Source organism: Curtobacterium sp. MCLR17_040 (genome assembly GCF_003234735.1).
GTDB lineage: Bacteria > Actinomycetota > Actinomycetes > Actinomycetales > Microbacteriaceae > Curtobacterium > Curtobacterium flaccumfaciens.
The window spans coordinates 50,692-69,928 of record NZ_QKTE01000005.1 but is presented as its reverse complement, the minus strand read 5'-3'; the positions used below and the strand labels follow the sequence as shown (position 1 = coordinate 69,928).

General features: G+C 72.1%; 18 protein-coding genes. 13 read left to right on the top strand and 5 right to left on the bottom strand.

Going from position 1 to position 19,237, the window contains the following annotated elements; translation table 11 throughout:
• The first annotated feature begins 19 nt into the window (after nucleotides 1-19).
• Nucleotides 20-376 (top strand): PRC-barrel domain-containing protein, encoded by a 357-nt coding sequence (locus DEJ01_RS06515; protein WP_027465587.1) that lies wholly within the window; start codon nucleotides 20-22, stop codon nucleotides 374-376.
• A 200-nt stretch (nucleotides 377-576) separates the two neighbouring features.
• Nucleotides 577-1,533 carry an SGNH/GDSL hydrolase family protein gene (locus tag DEJ01_RS06510; protein WP_181438373.1) on the top strand — a complete coding sequence of 319 codons (957 nt, stop codon included), beginning with the start codon at nucleotides 577-579 and terminating at the stop codon, nucleotides 1,531-1,533.
• On the opposite strand, the gene DEJ01_RS06505 is transcribed toward DEJ01_RS06510, so the two are convergent.
• Entirely contained in the window at nucleotides 1,490-2,359 is an 870-nt protein-coding gene (locus DEJ01_RS06505; RefSeq protein ID WP_111030082.1) for a universal stress protein, read from the bottom strand. The two genes, DEJ01_RS06510 and DEJ01_RS06505, sit on opposite strands and share 44 nt — an antisense overlap.
• Nucleotides 2,360-2,535: 176 nt before the next feature.
• Between DEJ01_RS06505 and DEJ01_RS06500 the strand changes: the two genes are divergently transcribed.
• Both DEJ01_RS06500 and DEJ01_RS06495 read left to right on the top strand, forming a co-directional pair.
• Nucleotides 2,536-3,015, top strand: coding sequence for an NUDIX domain-containing protein (locus DEJ01_RS06500; RefSeq protein ID WP_111092531.1), 480 nt, complete (start codon nucleotides 2,536-2,538; stop codon nucleotides 3,013-3,015).
• 208 nt (nucleotides 3,016-3,223) lie between these two features.
• Complete coding sequence (locus tag DEJ01_RS06495; RefSeq protein ID WP_111092530.1) at nucleotides 3,224-5,305, top strand: collagen binding domain-containing protein; 2,082 nt, start codon at nucleotides 3,224-3,226, stop codon at nucleotides 5,303-5,305.
• Between the two features lie 478 nt (nucleotides 5,306-5,783).
• Here DEJ01_RS06495 and DEJ01_RS06490 read toward each other — a convergent pair whose 3' ends face one another.
• Nucleotides 5,784-7,145: an MFS transporter gene (locus DEJ01_RS06490; protein ID WP_111092529.1), complete on the bottom strand. Its 1,362-nt coding sequence runs from the start codon at nucleotides 7,143-7,145 to the stop codon at nucleotides 5,784-5,786.
• Nucleotides 7,146-7,374: 229 nt separating this feature from the next.
• The gene (locus tag DEJ01_RS06485; RefSeq protein WP_146247568.1) at nucleotides 7,375-8,025 is read right to left on the bottom strand and encodes a hypothetical protein; all 651 of its coding nucleotides are present in this window, start codon (nucleotides 8,023-8,025) and stop codon (nucleotides 7,375-7,377) included.
• 342 nt (nucleotides 8,026-8,367) lie between these two features.
• On the opposite strand from DEJ01_RS06485, the gene DEJ01_RS06480 reads away from it, so the two are divergent.
• Nucleotides 8,368-8,583, top strand: a complete 216-nt coding sequence (locus tag DEJ01_RS06480; RefSeq protein ID WP_027465592.1) for a hypothetical protein — start codon at nucleotides 8,368-8,370, stop codon at nucleotides 8,581-8,583.
• On the opposite strand, the gene DEJ01_RS06475 is transcribed toward DEJ01_RS06480, so the two are convergent.
• Entirely contained in the window at nucleotides 8,580-9,317 is a 738-nt protein-coding gene (locus DEJ01_RS06475) for a membrane protein insertase YidC (protein ID WP_111092527.1), read from the bottom strand. The two genes, DEJ01_RS06480 and DEJ01_RS06475, sit on opposite strands and share 4 nt — an antisense overlap.
• A 61-nt stretch (nucleotides 9,318-9,378) precedes the next feature.
• On the bottom strand, nucleotides 9,379-9,672 hold the full coding sequence (locus DEJ01_RS06470; protein WP_110863747.1) for a hypothetical protein: 294 nt from the start codon (nucleotides 9,670-9,672) through the stop codon (nucleotides 9,379-9,381).
• Between the two features lie 66 nt (nucleotides 9,673-9,738).
• Here DEJ01_RS06470 and ybaK point away from each other — a divergent pair, with 66 nt between their 5' ends.
• From ybaK to pdxT, 8 genes are all read left to right on the top strand, one after another.
• Entirely contained in the window at nucleotides 9,739-10,224 is a 486-nt protein-coding gene (gene ybaK, locus DEJ01_RS06465) for a Cys-tRNA(Pro) deacylase (protein ID WP_111030089.1), read from the top strand.
• 96 nt (nucleotides 10,225-10,320) lie between these two features.
• On the top strand, nucleotides 10,321-12,930 hold the full coding sequence (locus DEJ01_RS06460) for an ATP-dependent Clp protease ATP-binding subunit (protein ID WP_111092526.1): 2,610 nt from the start codon (nucleotides 10,321-10,323) through the stop codon (nucleotides 12,928-12,930).
• 837 nt (nucleotides 12,931-13,767) lie between these two features.
• Nucleotides 13,768-14,001, top strand: a complete 234-nt coding sequence (locus DEJ01_RS06455; RefSeq protein WP_146238520.1) for a hypothetical protein — start codon at nucleotides 13,768-13,770, stop codon at nucleotides 13,999-14,001.
• Between the two features lie 246 nt (nucleotides 14,002-14,247).
• A complete protein-coding gene (locus DEJ01_RS06450) occupies nucleotides 14,248-14,790 on the top strand; it encodes an adenine phosphoribosyltransferase (RefSeq protein WP_111092525.1) in 543 nt (180 codons plus the stop codon).
• 123 nt (nucleotides 14,791-14,913) lie between these two features.
• Nucleotides 14,914-16,935, top strand: a complete 2,022-nt coding sequence (gene thrS / locus DEJ01_RS06445; protein WP_181433151.1) for a threonine--tRNA ligase — start codon at nucleotides 14,914-14,916, stop codon at nucleotides 16,933-16,935.
• A complete protein-coding gene (locus DEJ01_RS06440) occupies nucleotides 16,935-17,588 on the top strand; it encodes an HIT domain-containing protein (RefSeq protein ID WP_258370549.1) in 654 nt (217 codons plus the stop codon). The genes thrS and DEJ01_RS06440 overlap by 1 nt, the downstream gene beginning before the upstream one ends.
• Nucleotides 17,589-17,601: 13 nt before the next feature.
• The gene (pdxS, locus tag DEJ01_RS06435; RefSeq protein WP_071403847.1) at nucleotides 17,602-18,522 is read left to right on the top strand and encodes a pyridoxal 5'-phosphate synthase lyase subunit PdxS; all 921 of its coding nucleotides are present in this window, start codon (nucleotides 17,602-17,604) and stop codon (nucleotides 18,520-18,522) included.
• A complete protein-coding gene (gene pdxT, locus DEJ01_RS06430) occupies nucleotides 18,512-19,123 on the top strand; it encodes a pyridoxal 5'-phosphate synthase glutaminase subunit PdxT (protein WP_111092524.1) in 612 nt (203 codons plus the stop codon). Before pdxS ends, pdxT begins: the two co-directional genes overlap by 11 nt.
• Nucleotides 19,124-19,237: the final 114 nt, after the last annotated feature.

Below are 19,237 nucleotides of genomic sequence, written 5' to 3'. Positions count from 1 at the left end.
TGCTCGGAGGGAGTCCTTCGTGTTCGAAGCCGCGAACATCCGTGACTGGATCGGTCTGCCGGTCGTCGACGAGGCCGACGACAAGGTCGGCACGCTCGAGAGCATCTACTACGACACCGCCACGTCCGAGCCGGCGTTCGGTGCCCTGACCACCGGCATGGTCGGGTTCCAGAAGCTCGTCTTCGTCCCGCTGTTCGGCGCCACCGTCGCCCCGAAGCACCTGCGCGTGACGTTCCCGAAGAAGCTCGTCAAGGACGCCCCGTCGATCTCGACCGACGGCGAGCTCGACGCCGCGACCGAGCCCGAGCTGTTCCAGCACTACGGGCTGGAGTACCGCACCGGCAGCGGTGGCGAACGCCGACTCGGACGCCGCTGAGCCCGTCCCGCCCCACCCGACCGACCCCACCCGACCGACCGCACCCGACCGACCGATCCGCCGCACCCGCCCGGAGGCCGCAACTGCTCCGCACCGCCCGTACGACGCTGCTCGCCGCCCTGGCGGCGGTCGCAGTCGTCGGGCTGGTGGTGGCCGGGGTCGCGGCACCGGGGCCGGTGGAACCCGCGTCGGCCGCGCCGATGTGGCCCGTCCCGCAGCCCTACCCGGTGCCGGACGACCCCACCGAATCGCTCGCCGACCTCCCGCCCGGCAGCGAGTACGTCGCCCTCGGTGACTCGTACTCCGCCGGCTACGGCCTCGGCGATCGGACCCGGCTGCCCACGAGCGCGTGCGTGCAGTCGGCCCGTGACTACCCGCACCGGCTCGCGGCGCGGTTCGGCCTCGACCTGACCGACGTCACGTGCGCGGGCGCCACCAGCGAGGACGTCACGACCGGACACCAGTTCACGGGCGTCCCCCCGCAGATCGAGTCGCTGTCGTCGCGCACCCGGCTCGTGACCCTGACGATCGGCGGCAACGACGCGGACCTGTTCGGCACCGCCGCGTCGTGCCTGGCGATCTCGGCCGACGGCCCGGTGTTCTCCGGACGTGACGCGCCGTCGTGCGAGAGCACGCTCGTGCAGGACGGTGAGGACCAGCTCAGCGTCAAGATCCAGTCGCGGGTCGCGCTCGGGATCGCCGACACCCTCGCAGCGGTGCAACGGGCCGCCCCGAACGCCGTCGTCGTGTTCCTCGGGTACCCGGCGATCTTCCCGGACGCTGAGCACACCCCGGCGAAGGGCTGCTTCCGCTCGGCGCTCGACCTCGGCACGCTCGCGGGATCGTTCCCCTCCGACACCTTCCCCTTCACCGACGACGACGTGGCGTACCTCCACGGCGTCCAGGAGGAGCTCGACGCCGTGTCCGCATCCGCCGCCGACGCCGCCGGGGTGCGGTTCGTCGACGTCCTCGAACGAACCGAGGCCCACTCGGCCTGCGCCCCGGCGGACGAGCGCTACGTCGCCGGCGTCAGCCTGACCGGCTCGAGCGACCTGCGACGCATCGACCTCGCGGCCGGCGCCCTGCACCCGAACGGCCGCGGTGTCGCGTACCTCACCGACCAGATGGCCGACGCGATCCGGGAACTCGCCGGCTGACCCGTCCGGACCCCGCGCTGTCCGTGTGCGCCGCCGGAGGGACGACGCACACCGGAGCCGCCGTCTCACGGACGACGTCGTGGAGCAGTGCGCCGGACAGCACCCGCACGTGCCCCCGTCCGAGCACCACGAGCGACGCCCGCCGGGTGCGCGAGGCGATGGCGTGCCCCGGGTGCCCCTCCACGAGCAGCGGCCGGATCCGCACCGCCGGGAACCGCGCGGTCAGGTCCTCGGTGACCCGCTGCAGCAGTTCGGCGTTCCGGGCGCGCCACCGCAGGGGATCCTCGGCGAAGTCGGTGAGCCCGGTCCGGGTCAGCACGGGCATCTCCCACGCCCGGAGCAGCGTCAGTCGTCGGTGCAGCCGGACGGCCTCGGCGACGGCGATCGAGACGGCCCGTTCGTCGATGGGTTCCTCGACGGCCAGCACCACGTCGCCGTCGATCGGGTGCGGACCCTCGGGGACGATCACGGTCGGCACGGCCGCGCGGACCGCGACCCGCGCCGGGTCGCCGCCGGCGGTCGAACCCCGTCGGCTCCGGAAGGTCCCGATCACCAGGAGGTCACCGCCGTCGGACTCCTCGACCAGGGCGGTGGCGAACGGCCCCGCGTGCCGGTGCACCTCGACGGTCACTCCGGGCAGGGCGGCACGAGCGGCCTCGGCCAGGCGGTCGGCGACCGGTCCGGGGCCCTCGATCGCCGGGTCGGCACCGATGATCCGGATCCGCTCGATCCCGCTGTCCGCGCGGGCGGCGATCCACCGCAGCGCCTCGTCGTGCGGCATCGCGGCGTCCGCGGCCAGCGTCACCGTCGTCCATCGTTCGTCCATCCCGATCGGCCTCCTCCATCGCAGGTCCTCCGGGGGCGTCACACGGCGCTCCGTGCGCCACAGGGTACTCCCGGCGCGGACGTGGGGAACCGGCGGTGGAACCGGGCACGTCGGGTGGTGCGCGGCGTGTGTGTGGTGATCCGGGCCTCCCGGCCGGGTCTGCGTAGCCTCGGGACGTGGTCGTGAGCGCCGGACTGTTGCTGCACCGGACCGGTCCGTCCGGGCCCGAGGTCTTCCTCGCGCACATGGGCGGGCCGTTCTGGCGGAGCCGGCCGCGTGCCTGGTCGATCCCGAAGGGGCTGGTCGAGGCGAGCGAGGAGCCGCTCGGCACCGCGCTGCGCGAGTTCGCCGAGGAGATCGGCGTGCCCGCCCCGGTGACCGCCGCCGACCTGACCGACCTGGGGGAGTTCCGGCAGGCGTCGGGCAAGCGGGTGCGGGTCTTCGCCGCACGGGCGTCGGGGTTCTCGGTCGACACCGTGCGCAGCAACACCGTGCGGCTCGAGCTGCCGCGCGGGTCGGGGCGGTTCGTCGAGGTACCCGAGGTGGACGACGCGCGGTGGGTCGGCCTCGACGAGGCGCGGGAGCTGGTGGTGGCCGGGCAGGTCGCTGCGCTCGACGCCCTCGTGGCGCGCGGTTGGGGTGCTGGCGGTTCCTGACGCGCCGATCATTTTCATCGAGGGGTCACGAACTGTCGTCCGGCGGCCCTCCAGCCGACACTTCTCGGCCACCCGGCGACCGGCACGCGGCAGGTCGTGACCACTCGGCGAGACCTTCTCGGCTGTGTCGGACACCGGACACGAGCCGCGCCCGCTGGATAGTCTGAGGGGGTGTCGGGTTCTCCGGCGCCACAGCAGGGGAGTACACATGCGGCGCTGGCGCGCGGTCACGGCTGGGCTGACGGCCCTGGCACTCGGAGCAGGACTCGCGATCGGCGGCGCGACGAGTGCGTCGGCGGAGCCGGTCGGCAACTGGGGGACCTTCACCCTCAGCGGAGCGAGCCGGGCCTACACCGGCACGATGACGCTCGCCGGGTTCCCCGAGACGACCTTCACGTCGGACTCCCGGCAGTCGACCGTCGTCAGCGGGGCATCGACCTGGCAGTCGGCGTCGACCCCGTCGGGCGCGGTCTACGGGACGAGCCGCGGCAAGACCTACATGAACCAGCGGCCGAACGTCGACTCGCCCACGACCGGCGCCTCGACGACCACCTACACGTTCGCCGAGCCGACGCCGGGTGCCCAGAGCTGGTCGTTCGTGCTCGGCGACGTCGACGCCGATCGGGCGACCATCTCGGCCACCGTCTCCGGGGGCGGTGCCGCGACCGCGGAGCAGATCGGCTACGTGAGCTCCTACAACTCGTGCTCGGCCGCCGTCGCCGGAGGGCCGTCGTGCACCGCCGACCCCGACGGCACGACCGGGCAGGACCGGCCCACCTGGGACCCGGCCACCCGGACCCTGACGGGCAACACCGGTGCGGTCGACACCGCCGGTGCCACGGCCTGGTTCACGCCGACCGTGTCGCTCACCAGCCTGACGATCACGTACCAGCAGCGCAGCGGGTTCCCGGTGTACCAGACCTGGTTCGCCAACCGCACCGCCGCGATCACCGGCACAGCGACCCTCGACGGAGCACCCATCCCCGGGGCGATCGTCCGCGTCACCGCTCCGCGCGGCACCGTCTACACGACGACGACCAACCCCGACGGCACCTACGCGTTCCCGCAGCTGCCGGTCATCGCGAACTACCGCGTCGAGATCACCCCGCCGGACGGCGCCGAGGGTCCTGACCAGCCCACGAGGGTCTCCCTCGCCCAGGCAGGCTCACCGGGCGGCGTGGACCAGCAGGCCGACTTCGCGTTCACGTCGCCGGAGGACACCGTGTCGGTCATCGGCACCGTGGTCGACGAGGACGGCCGACCGGTCTCGAACCTCGAGGTCGTCATCACCGACCCGGACTCCGGGGACGTCCTCGTCGACACCACGACGAACAGCGACGGCGTCTACACCGGCTCCGACCTGCCGGCGGACACCGACCTCGACGTCTCCGTCGCCGACGAGCCGCCCGTGACCATCACGACCGGCGACGTCGACGCGGCACCGGCAGTCCCCGACGAGATCGACGTGCCGGCCGCCGTCGTCGCGACGGTCGCGGGTGTGGTCTCGCTCGACGGTGCACCTGTGCCCGCCGGCGCGGTGGTCGAGCTCCTCGACGGCACGGGCGCCGTGGTCGCATCGACGGAGACCGACGCGGACGGTCGCTACGTCTTCGCCACCGCGGCCGGCACGTACACCGTGCGGACCGAACGACCGGAGCCGGGGGCGACCGGGGCGACCTCGAACACCGGTGTGACGGCCGTCGCCGGCGAGCGTGCTGCGTCCGACCTGCCGTTCGCCTCCGCCACCCCCGCCGCCGAGGTCACGACCGACCAGCCGGGCACGGTCGTCGACACGAACGGCGAACCCGTTCCGGACGTCGAGGTCGTCGCGACTCCGACCGACCCGCAGTCCGGCGATCCCGTGTCGGTCGTCACGGACGACGACGGTGCGTTCGACCTGACCGGCCTGGAGCCCACGACGGAGTACGTCGTCTCGGTCGACGTCGAGGGGGCCGAGACGGCGACCGTCGTCACCCCGGAGTCCGGGGCCGCGACACCGCTGGCGTTCGTGGTGCGGGCCGCGGCGGGTCCGGCGCCGGCTCCTGCTCCGTCGCCGTCGCCGTCGCCGAGTGGCTCTCCTTCGGCGGCTCCGACCGGCCCCGCTGCCGGCTCAGGCTCGGCACCGGTGTCGGGCCAGGGCGACGCGGGGGACGGTGGACCGTTGGCGTACACGGGGGCGGACCTCGGGCCGGGGCTCATCGCCGCCGGGGTGCTCGTGCTGCTCGGTGCGGCGCTGCTGACCTACCGCGCGGTGCGCAACCGCCGCCGCACGGACCACTTGCAGGACTGACCGGGCTGCGGCCGCGGTGGTGGCGGCCGCAGCGGTCGCGGTCGCACAACACGCCGCCCGCGGCCGCCGAGGGGCCACGAACCGTCGCCCGCCGACCCGTCAGACGACAGTTCGAGCGACCCCGACGCCCCACCAACGGCATGTCGTGACCACTCGAGGCCCGGGCACCGCGCGCGTCCCCGCAGCCGCACGACACGTCGCACGCGTCAGCCGAGGGGCCACGAACCGTCGCCCGCCGACCCGTCAGACGACAGTTCGTGCGACCTCGACGCCCGACCAACGGCATGTCGTGACCACTCGAGGCCGGGCTTTCCGCCTCCGCGGCAGTCGCACAACACGCCGCCCGCGTCCGCCGAGGGGTCAGAAACCGTCGCCCGCCGACCCGCCAGACGACAGTTCGAGCGACCCCGACGCCCCACCAACGGCATGTCGTGACCACTCGGGGCCAAGCCCCCGCGGCCCCGCCCCGCGCCCGCCCCTACCGCGTCCGCGGCCGCCGCACCGAACCCGTGACGACACCGATCGACCCCGTGACCGTCTGGATCGCCCGCCCGACGACCGGCACCGACGTGGTGACGACCGCGAGCGACGACGTGATCGCCTCGATGGACGAGGTCGACAGGTGCTCCTGCGTGTGCGAGTGCACCGGGAACCCGCGGCGCGCCAGCACGACGACCCCGAGCGCCCCGACCAGCACCGCGGCACCGGCGAACGGCAGGTACTGCAGCCCGACGATCCCGAGCGCCTGCCCGCCGAACGCCGCGCCACCGGCGATGCCGATGTTCGACGCGCCGTTGACCAGCGCGCCGGCGATGTCGGGGGAGACGCCACCGGCACGGATCGCCGCGGCCATGAAGAGCGTGCCGGTCGTGCCGTTCGCGGCCATCCAGACCCCGGCGACGACCATCGTCCCGATCAGGGAGCCGTGCACGAACGGCATCGTCGCGAAGGCCACGGCCATCACGGCGACCGAGGCGATCAGCGTCTGCCGGGGCGCACGGTCGACGAACATGCCGGCGAGCCAGAGCCCGACGACACCGGTGCCACCGAGCACGAGCAGCGCCCCGCTGACCATGCCGGCGTCGAGCCCGGCGTCGATCGCGTACGGCCCGATGTAGGTGTAGACGACGTAGTGCCCGCCGAACAACAGCATGTCGGCGATCACGACGGACAGCAGCCCGGTGCGCGCCCAGGCCTTCGGCGACCCGATGTGCGGCGACGAGGCACCGCGGACGGCGGGCAGGAACAACAGGGCGACGACCGCGAGTGCCGCTGCGGCGACACCGACGGAGAACACGGCCTGGCGCCAGCCGATGTGCTGCGCCACCCAGGTCGCGACGGGCACACCGAGCACGAACCCGAGCGAGCTGCCCGAGTACACGAACGCGATCGCCCGTCCCGCCAGCCGCGGCGGGACGATCCGGGTGGCGTACGCCGAGGCGACCGAGAAGAACAGTGCGTGCGCGATGCCGCCGACGACGCGTCCGGCGCAGACCACGGCGAACGACGGCGCGAGCGCGACCATCAGGTTCGACACGGTGTAGCCGACGAGCGTGGCGACGAGCACGGTCTTGCGGGGCAGCTTCGCGGTGAACGCGGTGAGCGGCAGCGCGAGGAGCGCGACGGCCGCGGCGTACACGGTGATGACGATGCCCATGGTGGCCTCGGTCACGCCGAGGTCGGCGCTCATCGTGCCGAGCAGCCCGACGGGCATGAGCTCGGTGGTGATGGCGAAGAACGTGGCCAGTCCGAGCACGGCGATGCCGACGATCGACTGGCTGGTGACGGTGATCGGCCGCGTGTGGGTCGACACGGCCGAGGTGGTGGTGTTGGTGGACACGCTGCTGACCTCCTCCGAGGCACGGTGGAGCGCGCGACGATGCCGATCGTTCTGACGGCGGTGACCGGGAGGGTCTGCGGGGCGCGCTCGCTGGCGGATGTGGATGATGTGGGTACGACTCCACGACGAGTGCGCTCATCCAGTGTTGCACGATGGAACGACTCTCGCGAGGGCATCCAGCAAATACATCGGAGCGCTCCAACGAAACACTCAGGTACTGATCGCCCGCTCAGTACTCGTTCGTCACCCGGCCCTGGACCCCGCCGCCGCGCAGCTCGATCGTCAACGTGCCGCTCCTGGACTGCGCCGACATGGACACCGATCCGTGCAGCGCCGCCTGCCGCGGGAAGCACGCCGTCGACGACTCGATGCGGTCCGCCGTCGCCACCAGGCAGATCGTCGACCGGTCCGTCCCGATCCCGGCCCAGACGTTCCAGGGGGTCTCGGCGGTCCCGCCGTCGAGCGCCCGGTTCGTGAAGACCAGTCGCGTCGTGTGCAGGCTCACCGGCGCAGCGACCGGCCCCGGCAACTGGTCGGCGTACGTCTGCGGGACGTCGAGCAGCTGTTCGAGCGTGATCGTCCCCGCTGTCGGCGTGACGCTCGGCGCTGCGGCGACGTCCGGTCGCGCGGTCCCGACGAGCGTCCCGGTGGCGAACGCGACGCCCACCGCCGCAGCCGCGCCGCCCGCGATCCAGGCGCGTGGTCGCTCCGTCCACAACCACCGCCGCCACCGGGTCCGTCCGGTCGGCTCGGCCTGGAGGCCCGGCTCGTCCCCGCCGCCGCCCCGCGCGTCGTCGGCGTGGTCGCCTCCACCGCCGTCGGTCACCTCCGACACGTCGGCTCCGGCAGGCACCGCCGCCGCGCTGGCGGGGAAGGACACGGGCACCGCGTCAACGGGCACGGGCCCTGGACCCGACCGCGTCACGGACGGGACGGACGTCCGGACTGGACCCGGGCCTCCCGGCAGCGGATCCCGTGCCGTCGCGACCGCACGTGTGCGGGGCCGTCGTCCGCGTTCCAGGTCCTGCAGTGCGATCCGGGCGCGCGCCGCGTCCGCCGGGCTCGATCCTGCTCCCCAGGCGACGGCCTCGAGCCGTGCCCGTTCCGCTGCCACGTCGTCGTGGGCCATGCGCACTCCCGCTCTGCCGGTCGCGTGGACAGGTCCATCGTGGCACCGCACAGCCGTGCGCGCGCACCCAGAACGAGGGAGTAGGCGTGGTGCATGAGCACCGACCCCATGCCGCAGCACGACGCCGACGCCGAGACCCTCGAGCCGCTGAGCCACGACACCCAGTCCGGCGAGGCCGACTACGTCGCGACCAGCCCCGGCGGTGCCGGCACGGAACGCCACGTGCCGACCGCCGACGAGGAGCAGGGCCGCGGCACCGAGTACGACCCGGTCGACCAGGGACCGCAGCAGGAGGGCCAGGGCGGCTAACGGACCACCCGGCGCAGCACGGCGCGTTCGCCGTACGTCCAGGCCGCACTCGTCACGACGTAGAGCGCGGCGGCGAGCGGTGCGATCGCCGCGAAGACGACCGTGATGAACGGCACGTACCGACCCACGGCGGCGGTCGCGGCGGCGCCGTGGACGCCCGGCTCCGGTGCCGGCACCGGGTTCCAGTGCGCGTTCGACCGGCGGCTGAGCTCGACGACGACCGCGAGCACCGCCAGCAGGACCAGCACCACCCAGGCGTGCACCCACAGCGGCGACGTCAGGGTGACGACGAGCGAGTGGCCGAGCGGGACCCCGACGAGCGTCGCCTCCAGCAGGGCGTTCGTGGTGCCGCCGATCGAGGCGTGCGTGAACAGGGCGGAGACGAGCGACACGACGGGTGCCTGCGCCAGGACGGGCAGGCAGCCGGCCAGCGGCGAGACCTTCTCGTCGGTGTACAGCTGCTGCACTGCTCGCTGCAGCCGCTGGGTGTCGCGGCCGTGGCGCTTCCGGAGCGCCGCGAGCTGTGGTGCGAGGCGCCGGCGGTCCCGCTCGGCCCGCACCTGCAGCACGGACAGCGGGACGAGCACCAGGCGGACGGCCAGGGTGAGGAGCACGACGGCGATCGCCGCGGCGAACGAGCCGGCGACGGGGGAGAGCGCCGCGGTGAGGGCGGTGACGAGGTCCGCGCCGCCGTGCAGCAGCGGGCCGACGAGGGGCAGGGTGGACAGGTCCATGACGGTTCCGATCGGTGGTGGGTCAGCGAGGTGCGCGAGCGGCCCGGCCACCGGTCGGTGGTCAGGCCGGGGTCGCGACCCCCGGTGCCCGTGAGCGGACGTGGCCGTCGGCGTCGGGGTGGCTCCACCCGATCCGGGTGACCAGGTCGGGTACCGCCGACCGGTCCGACACGGACGCCGATCCGACCCCGAGGACGGCTGCCAGCACCGCGACGAGCAGCCGGGCGACGACGACGGTCACGGCGACCGCGGTCAGCCCGAGTGCCGCCACGGCCAGCAGGGGCAGCACCCCGGCGGCCGGGTCGCCGAGCACCAGCGCGGCGGTGGCGCGGAGCAGCAGCAGGACGGCGGTCATGGTCCGTTCAGCGTAACGCCCGCGTGCCGTCGAGGACCGGAAGGTGCGGCGGGGGAGGATCACGGCATGACCGCAGGTTCGCCGAGCACCCCAGCGACCGTCGCGCTCGAGGCGGCCGGGGTCTCGTACACGCCACACGTGTACGAGCACCACGAGAGCGCCACCAACTTCGGAGAAGAGGCGGCCGCCGCCCTCGGGCTGCGCGAGGAGCAGGTCTTCAAGACCCTCGTCGTCTCCGTCGACGGCACCCTCGCCGTCGCGATCGTGCCGGTGGCGAACCGGCTCGACCTCAAGGCGATCGCCGCAGCCGTCGGGGGCAAGAAGGCGACGCTGGCCGATCCCGCCCTCGCCGAGAAGCGCACGGGCTACGTGGTCGGCGGGATCAGCCCGGTCGGCCAGAAGACCCGGCTCCGCACCGTGCTCGACGAGTCGGCGCTGTCGTACGCGAGCATCTTCGTGTCCGGCGGACGTCGCGGATTCGACGTCGAGGTGGCACCGACCGACCTCGCACGGATCACCGAGGCGGTCGCCGCACCCATCGCGCGGACCTGAGTCGAGTCGCCGCAAGTTTTTTCGGCACCCGGGAATGACCCGGACCCTCCTGCGTTGCATTGAGTCGAAGGCACTCAAGTTCCCCAGGAGGTCCCTTTGCCAGAGACGTTCGGCCCGACCGGTAGCAACGACTCGTTCGACGAGTTCCTCGCCCGCCTGCTCGCGGCACAGCGCACCGGTGACCAGCAGCGCGTCCGCGCGTTCGGTCGACCGGTCGACATCACCCGGCTGCTCAGCCGCCGGACCCACGAGCTGCTCCAGCACACCGCCGAGTACGCGGTCGCGCAGGGGCAGCGCGAGATCGACGCACTGCACATCCTGCACGTGCTCGTCCGCACCGAACCGTTCGACGCCGTCGTGCGTTCCGCCGGGGTCGACCCCCAGCGACTCGCCGAGGAGATCGAGCAGCGCCTGCCGATGGCGCACGAGCCGCTGGCCGAGCAGACCGGCCGCCCGGCACTGACCGGCACCGCCCAGCGCATCCTCGTCGAGGCGACGCAGGCCGCGCGGGGCTTCGGCAGCACCTACACCGACCCCGAGCACGTCTTCTTCGCGCTCGTGATGGACCAGGAGACCGTGACCGGCCAGCTGCTCGCCAGCGCCGGGATCACCCCGCAGGTCATGCAGGACTACGCCCAGCAGGCCGCGGCAGCAGCACGAGAGGGGCTCCCCATGCCAGGAACCGGTGCGACGATCGGAACGGCCGAGTCCGGTTCCGACAGCGACACCCCGACGCTCGATCAGTTCGGCACCGACCTCACCGGGCGCGCCCGTGACGGACACGTCGACCCGGTGATCGGCCGCGCCGACGAGATCGAGCAGACCGTCGAGATCCTGCTCCGTCGCACCAAGAACAACCCGGTGCTGATCGGTGAGCCCGGCGTCGGCAAGACCGCGATCGTCGAGGGCCTCGCCCAGCGCATCGTCGACGGTGACGTCCCCGCCCTGCTGCAGGGCAAGCGGGTCGTCGCGCTCGACCTGCCCGGCATGCTCTCCGGCACCCGCTACCGCGGCGACTTCGAGGAGCGCCTCACCACGGCGATGGACGAGATCGCGGCGCACGCCGACGAGCTCATCGTCTTCGTCGACGAGCTCCACACCGTCGTCGGCGCCGGTGGCGGCGGCGAGGGCGGCTCGATGGACGCCGGCAACATCCTCAAGCCCCGACTCGCCCGCGGCGACCTGCACCTGGTCGGCGCGACGACACTCAACGAGTACCGCCGGATCGAGAAGGACGCCGCGCTCGAGCGCCGGTTCCAGCCCGTCACGGTGGGGGAGCCGAACGTCGAGGACGCCGTCGCGATCCTGACCGGCCTCGCCCCGCGCTACGAGGAGCACCACGGCGTCGGCTACACGCCCGAGGCACTCCGCGCCGCCGTCGAGCTCTCGCACCGCTACGTGACCGACCGGCACCTGCCGGACAAGGCCATCGACCTCATCGACCAGGCCGGTGCACGCCGCCGCCTCGCCCTGTCGGGCGACGTCGACGTCGAGGCACTGCGTGCCCAGGTCGCCGACCTGACGGCCCGCAAGGACCGCGCGGTCGCCGAGGAGCACTACGAGGAAGCGTCCGACCTGCGCGACGAGATCGTCGGACTGGAGGCCCGGATCACCGCCGCCTCGTCGGCGGACGCCAGCCGCCCCTCCAGTCCGGAATCCGCGGACACGTCGATCACGGAGGCCGACATCGCCGCCGTGGTGTCCCGCGCCACCGGGATCCCGGTGACCCGCCTCGGCTCGGCCGACAAGACGCGGCTCGCCGCGCTCGAGTCCGAGCTGCACGACCGAGTCGTCGGCCAGGACGACGCCGTGCGGGCGATCGCGAAGGCGGTACGGCGCAGCCGGACCGGCATGGGCGACCCGCGTCGTCCGGTGGGCAGTTTCCTGTTCCTCGGCCCGACGGGTGTCGGCAAGACCGAACTCGCGAAGGCCCTGGCGTCGTCGCTGTTCGGTGACGAGTCCGCCATGCTCCGCTTCGACATGAGCGAGTTCGGCGAACGCCACACCGTGTCCCGCCTGGTCGGTGCCCCTCCCGGGTACGTCGGCTACGACGAGGCCGGCCAGCTCACCGAGCGTGTCCGCCGCAACCCGTACTCGGTGATCCTGCTCGACGAGGTCGAGAAGGCCCACCCGGACGTCTTCAACCTGCTGCTGCAGGTGCTCGACGACGGCCGGCTCACTGACGGGCAGGGGCGGACGGTCGACTTCCGGAACACGGTCGTCATCATGACGTCGAACATCGGCGCGGAGTTCCTCGCCTCCCGCTCGGGAGCGCTCGGGTTCTCCCCGGTCGGCGCGACGGACGGCTACGCCGAAGACGACCTGCGGGCCCGCGTCATGGGCAAGCTGCGCGAGGCGATGCGGCCCGAGTTCATCAACCGCATCGACGAGATCGTGCTGTTCCGCAAGCTCGACCGGTCCCAGATCGCGTCGATCGTGTCGCTGCTGCTGCAGGACACGGCGCTCCGGCTGGTCGCCCAGGACATGCTCCTGTCGGTGTCCGACGCGGCGGTCGACTGGCTCGCCGAGCACGGGTACGAGCCGGAGTACGGCGCACGCCCGCTCCGTCGGCTCATCCAGCGCGAGGTCGACGACCGCATCGCGACCCTGGTGGTCGAGGGCGGGGTCACCGCGGGTGACACCGTGCGGATCGACGTCGAGGGCGATGCCCTGACGGCGAGCGTCGCGGAGCACGCAGCGGTCTAGTCCGGTCGCACGCACGCACGAAGGCCCGGTACCGACTCGGTACCGGGCCTTCGGCGTGCGCGGACCGCCGCGGTGTTGCGCTGCGCGCCGCCGCCGCGCGCCGTGCGTGCTCCGTCACGCGGTGCGAGGTTGCCCGCACCGTGCGCGCCTGCCATCCCGCACCGAGCGCGCAGGCTGCCACCGGCCCGCGGACGACGCACGGTGCAGCCGGGAGGCCCGTCACCGGTGTGCGACGGGAACTCCGCACACAGCCGGCAAGTTGACGCGAGACCACGAACGTCGCACCGTGATCAGCCTGTTCGGGAATGCAATTCCGGATGTTTTCCGGAAAAGGGGTTGCGCTCCGAATTGCGGTGCCGATAGTGTTCACTCGTCGCGAACGGTCGAACATTCGACCCGGACGACTCCGCCAGCTCGAGACCGAAAGGGGGCCGACCATGATGATCTCCGCAACCACTCCGTTCCGTGGAATCCGTGGACGCGTCGGTACCCCGTTCCGCGTCCGCTGACCCGGGGCGTCCCACTCTCCTGACACCTGTGCCTCCGGGCACCGTGCGCTGAGCCGATCAGGCTCGCGCAGCACCGGTTCGTTCATCCGCTGAGCGGCTCGACGGCACGTTGATGCGTGCCGTCCGATCTGCGCGGACGACGCCGGAAGAATGTCGGTGGACAGTGCGACGCTCTCGGTGTCGACGAGCATTCCGCGATCGTTGTCCGAACATTTCCGGACCATCCCGGAGTGCATTCTCACGCATTCAATTCCTGCTGCCCGCAACCCGGGCGGATTCGTCCTGCCCGACACCCGGGCAGCTCTGCCGTGCCCTGAAGGGGAACACCGTGTCCACGAAGACCACCACCCGTCCACCCGATACCCGCGCGGTGCGCCGCCGGGTCTCACTCGCCGACCGCATCGCACTCCGGGTCGGGATGTCGCTCATCATCTGGAGCCGACGCACCCGCAAGGAGCGGCCCGAGGTCGACCTCGCCACACTGGCCCGCCTCGAGCGGGAACGCCAACAGCGCGAGGCCGACTGGATCACCCAGGGCGCCGCCATGCGGATGTGGCGCTGACCCGCGGCGCTGGGGCGCCGGCGCCGGCGCTGTCGTCGGCGTCACGCACGCACGGTGCGTCGTTCCGAAGCCCGTGCGGACTGAACGGCTCGGTGCGAGGAAACAACCTCGCACCGAGCCACCTTCGGCAAATCGTCCGACGGAACCCGCACCGTGCCGCGAACGGTTGGCCCCGCACGAGGCGACCACCCTCGCACCGTGCGCCGACGTGTCGGACGCACCCCGGGCCTCCCGTACCGTTGGCGGGTGACCGAAACCGCAGCTGCACTCGTCGAACGCCTCACCGCCCTCGTACCGGACTTCCCGAAGCCGGGGGTGCTCTTCCGTGACGTGACGCCCGTGTTCTCGGACGCCGTCGCGTTCGGCCGCGTGTGCGAAGCACTCGCGGCACCGTTCGCGATCGGAGCCGGGTTCGACGCCGTCGCCGGCATCGAGGCCCGCGGCTTCGCACTGGCCGGGGGCATCGCCGCCCAGCACCAGGTCGGCGTGCTCACCGTGCGCAAGGCGGGGAAGCTCCCCGGCGAGGTCCTCAGCGAGCAGTACGCGCTGGAGTACGGCGAGGCCGAACTCGAACTGCGCCCCGGTCAGTTACCGGCCGGCACCCGGGTGCTCGTCGTCGACGACGTCCTGGCCACCGGCGGGACCGGCGCAGCCACCATCACGCTGCTCGAACGCGCCGGCTACCAGGCCATCGGGTTCGCCGCCCTGCTCGAGCTCGACGGCCTGAGCGGGCGCGAGCGTCTCGAGCCGCGCCTGCCCGTCGCGACGCTCGGCGCCGTCCCGGCCTGATCGCGGGCAACCGCGCGGTCGGGGCGGCATCCGTTCTCTCCACAGGTGCGTCCCCGGCGTCCGCACGCGAGCACGTCTCGCACTAGTCTTGACGCACCATTTCGATCGAGGAGTCCCATCATCGTGACCGAGTCAGTCGCACCCGCGCCCGCCGAGCTTCCCCAGGCACCCGAGCCCCGGACCGCGACGACGACCACGACCGGCACCGAGCTCTTCGACGGTGAGCGCGGCATCGTCGCGATCCGTGTCGACGGTGTCCTGAAGGACCTCGCGGCGGACGTGCAGGCCGGCGAGACCGCCGAGGCCGTCACCCTGCAGGAGCAGGACGGGCTCGACATCTTGCGGCACTCGGCAGCCCACGTGCTGGCGCAGGCCGTGCAGCAGATCAACCCGGACGCCAAGCTCGGCATCGGGCCGCCCGTCACCGACGGCTTCTACTACGACTTCGACGTCGCCGAGCCCTTCACCCCCGAAGACCTCAAGGCGATCGAGAAGGGCATGGACCGCATCGTCAAGCAGGCCCAGCGCTTCCGTCGCGTGGTCGTCACCGACGAGCAGGCACGCGAGCTGATGGCGGGGGAGCCCTACAAGCAGGAGCTCATCGGCCTCAAGGGTGCAGCGTCCGACGGTGACTCCGGCGAGAGCGTCGAGGTCGGTGCCGGCGAGCTCACCGTGTACGAGAACGTCGACCCGAAGTCGGGCGAGGTGCTCTGGCAGGACCTCTGCCGCGGCCCGCACGTCCCGCACACCCGCTGGATCGGCAACGCCGCCAAGCTCATGCGCGTCGCCGCCGCGTACTGGCGCGGCTCCGAGAAGAACCCGCAGCTGCAGCGCATCTACGGCACCGCCTGGCCCGACAAGGACCAGCTCAAGGCGTACCTGGTGCGCCTCGAGGAAGCCGCCAAGCGCGACCACCGCAAGCTCGGCGCCGAACTCGACCTGTTCTCGTTCCCCGACGAGATCGGTTCCGGCCTGGCGATCTTCCACCCGAAGGGCGGCATCATCCGCCGCGAGATGGAGGACTACTCGCGCCGTCGGCACGAGGAGAACGGCTACTCGTTCGTCTACACGCCCCACATCACCAAGGGCGACCTGTTCGAGACCTCCGGGCACCTCGGCTGGTACAAGGACGGCATGTTCCCGGCCATGCACATGGACGAGGCGAAGGACGAGGACGGCAACGTCACCCGGCAGGGCGCCGACTACTACCTCAAGCCGATGAACTGCCCGATGCACATCCTGGCGTACCGGTCGCAGCCCCGCTCCTACCGCGACCTGCCACTCCGGATGTTCGAGTTCGGCACGGTGTACCGCAACGAGAAGTCTGGCGTCATCCACGGCCTCACCCGCGTGCGCGGCCTGACCCAGGACGACGCGCACATCTTCACCACGCAGGAGAAGATGAAGGAGGAGCTGACCACGACCCTCGCGTTCGTGCTCTCGCTGCTGCGCGACTACGGCCTCGACGACTTCTACCTCGAGCTGTCGACGAAGGACCCGGAGAAGTACGTCGGTGACGACGAGGTCTGGGACGTCGCGACGGAGACCCTGCGCCAGGTCGCCGAGGAGTCCGGTCTCGAGCTCGTGCCGGACCCCGCCGGCGCCGCGTTCTACGGCCCGAAGATCTCCGTGCAGGCCCGCGACGCCATCGGCCGCACCTGGCAGATGTCGACCGTGCAGCTCGACTTCAACCTGCCCGAGCGCTTCGGCATCGACTACACCGCGGCCGACGGCTCGCGCCAGCGTCCGGTGATGATCCACCGCGCGCTGTTCGGCTCGATCGAGCGCTTCTTCGGGGTCCTCACCGAGCACTACGCGGGTGCGTTCCCAGCGTGGCTGTCGCCCGTCCAGGTCGTCGGCATCCCGGTCGCGGCCGAGTACGGCGACTACCTCGACGAGGTCATCGCGAAGCTCCGCGCCCACGGCGTCCGCGCCGAGGTCGACCACTCGGACGACCGCATGCAGAAGAAGATCCGCACGCACACCAAGGCGAAGGTGCCGTTCCAGCTCATCGCCGGTGGCGACGACCGCGATGCCGGCGCCGTCAGCTTCCGCTTCCGCGACGGCCGCCAGGACAACGCGGTGCCCGTCGACGAGGCCGTGGACCGCATCCTCACCGCGATCCGCGAGCGCACGCAGGTCTGATGGCGCAGTCGGGAGGCCCGGAGCAGGCCGGTGGGACCGGTCACGTCGACGACGTGGCCGGCCCCACCGCCGCCGCGCCCTCCGAAGGCGCGGACACCGATCCGCTGGTGATCCGCGACGCGGCCACGGGCGCAGCCGTCCCGGACGCGTTCCAGCGGCTCTGGAACCCGCACCGGATGGCCTACATCGACGCCGGCCGCGAAGGCCGGGGACGCGGGCACGACGACGACTGCCCGTTCTGCGAAGCCCCGCGGAAGTCCGACGAGGACGCCCTGATCGTGGCCCGGGGTGAGCACGCCTACGTGCTGCTCAACCTGTTCCCGTACAACAACGGGCACCTGCTGGTCTGCCCGTACCGCCACGTCCCGCTCTACGACGAGGCGACTCCTGACGAACTGCGCGAGATCGGCGAGCTGACCCAGACCGCGATGCGGGTGCTGCGCGAGGTCTCGCACTGCGACGGCTTCAACATCGGCATGAACCAGGGCGAGGTCGCCGGTGCCGGCGTGGCCGCACACCTGCACCAGCACATCGTTCCGCGGTGGCAGTCGGACGCGAACTTCTTCCCGATCATCGCCCGGACGAAGTCCATGTCGCAGTTGCTCGGCGAGACCCGTCGACTCGTCGCCGACGGGTGGCCCCGGGCGCACTAGACTGGTCGGCATCATGAGCGACAGCACCAGCACCTCCGGCACCCCTGGCACCTCGATCACCGGCTCCGACCGCGTCAAGCGCGGACTCGCCGAGATGCTCAAGGGCGGCGTGATCATGGACGTCGTCGACGCCGAGCAGGCCCGCATCGCGGAAGAAGCCGGTGCGACCGCCGTCATGGCCCTCGAGCGCGTCCCCGCTGACATCCGTGCGCAGGGCGGCGTCGCCCGCATGTCCGACCCCTCGATGATCGAGGAGATCATCGCCGCGGTGTCGATCCCCGTCATGGCGAAGGCCCGGATCGGCCACTTCGTCGAGGCGCAGGTGCTGCAGGAGCTCGGCGTCGACTACATCGACGAGTCCGAGGTGCTGTCGCCGGCCGACTACCTCAACCACATCGACAAGTGGAAGTTCACCACCCCGTTCGTCTGCGGTGCCACCAACCTGGGCGAGGCGCTCCGTCGCATCACCGAGGGCGCGGCCATGATCCGTTCCAAGGGCGAGGCCGGCACGGGCGACGTGTCCGAGGCCACCAAGCACATCCGCACCATCACCAAGGAGATCGCGGCGCTCCGCAACCTGCGTGACGACGAGCTCTACGTCGCCGCCAAGGAGCTCCAGGCCCCGATCGACGTCGTGCAGGAAGTCGCCCGCACCGGCAAGCTCCCCGTCGTCCTCTTCACCGCCGGTGGTGTCGCCACCCCGGCCGACGCCGCGATGATGATGCAGCTCGGCGCCGACGGTGTCTTCGTCGGTTCCGGCATCTTCAAGTCCGGCGACCCGGCAGCGCGTGCCGCCGCGATCGTCAAGGCGACGACCTTCCACGACGACCCCAAGGTCATCGCCGAGGTCTCCCGTGGTCTGGGCGAGGCGATGGTCGGCATCAACGTCGCCGACGTCCCCGCACCGCACCGCCTCGCCGAGCGTGGCTGGTAGTCCGACGGGCGGCGCTCGGCCCCGCATCGGGGTCCTGGCGCTGCAGGGTGACTTCCGCGAGCACATCGCCTCGCTGACCGAGCTCGGCGCCGACGTGGTGCCGCTCCGTCGCCCCGAGGAGATCGAGACCCTCGACGGCGTCGTGATCCCCGGGGGCGAGTCGAGCGTGATGGACAAGCTGTCCCGCGCGTTCGGCGTCGCCGAGCCCCTCGCCGACGCGATCCGCGGTGGCCTGCCCACCTACGGCACCTGCGCCGGCATGATCATGCTGTCGTCGCGGATCACCGACGGCATCAGCGGCCAGCAGACCCTCGACGTGCTCGACACCACCGTGCGCCGCAACGCGTTCGGTGCGCAGAACGACTCGTTCGAGATCGACATCCCGATGCCCGACCTCGGCGAGGCCCCGGTGCACGCCGTGTTCATCCGGGCCCCCGTCGTGGAGCAGCGCGGCGACGACGTCCACGTCCTCGGCGCACTGCCCGACGGCCAGGTCGTCGCCGTGCAGCAGGGCAACGTCATCGCGAGTGCGTTCCACCCCGAGGTCGCCGGCGAGGACCGCTTCCACCGCCGGTTCCTCGACCTGGTGCGCAGCGCCTGAGGCGTGACCGTCCACCCGCCGCACCGACGGGACGGAAGCCGCGCCGCGCCTCCAGGCCGGTGTTCGGCCCACAGGGCCGCTAAACTGAGCGGGACTTTCCGCAAGACGCAAGGA

Coding starts and splice junctions, on each gene's coding strand:
- DEJ01_RS06510 (WP_181438373.1), top strand. CDS start 577: ATGTGGCCCGTCCCGCAGCCCTACCCGGTGCCGGACGACCCCACCGAA.
- DEJ01_RS06470 (WP_110863747.1), bottom strand. CDS start 9,672: ATGACCGCCGTCCTGCTGCTGCTCCGCGCCACCGCCGCGCTGGTGCTC.
- DEJ01_RS06475 (WP_111092527.1), bottom strand. CDS start 9,317: ATGGACCTGTCCACCCTGCCCCTCGTCGGCCCGCTGCTGCACGGCGGC.
- pdxS (WP_071403847.1), top strand. CDS start 17,602: ATGAGCGACAGCACCAGCACCTCCGGCACCCCTGGCACCTCGATCACC.
- DEJ01_RS06495 (WP_111092530.1), top strand. CDS start 3,224: ATGCGGCGCTGGCGCGCGGTCACGGCTGGGCTGACGGCCCTGGCACTC.
- DEJ01_RS06480 (WP_027465592.1), top strand. CDS start 8,368: ATGAGCACCGACCCCATGCCGCAGCACGACGCCGACGCCGAGACCCTC.
- DEJ01_RS06505 (WP_111030082.1), bottom strand. CDS start 2,359: ATGGACGAACGATGGACGACGGTGACGCTGGCCGCGGACGCCGCGATG.
- ybaK (WP_111030089.1), top strand. CDS start 9,739: ATGACCGCAGGTTCGCCGAGCACCCCAGCGACCGTCGCGCTCGAGGCG.
- DEJ01_RS06440 (WP_258370549.1), top strand. CDS start 16,935: ATGGCGCAGTCGGGAGGCCCGGAGCAGGCCGGTGGGACCGGTCACGTC.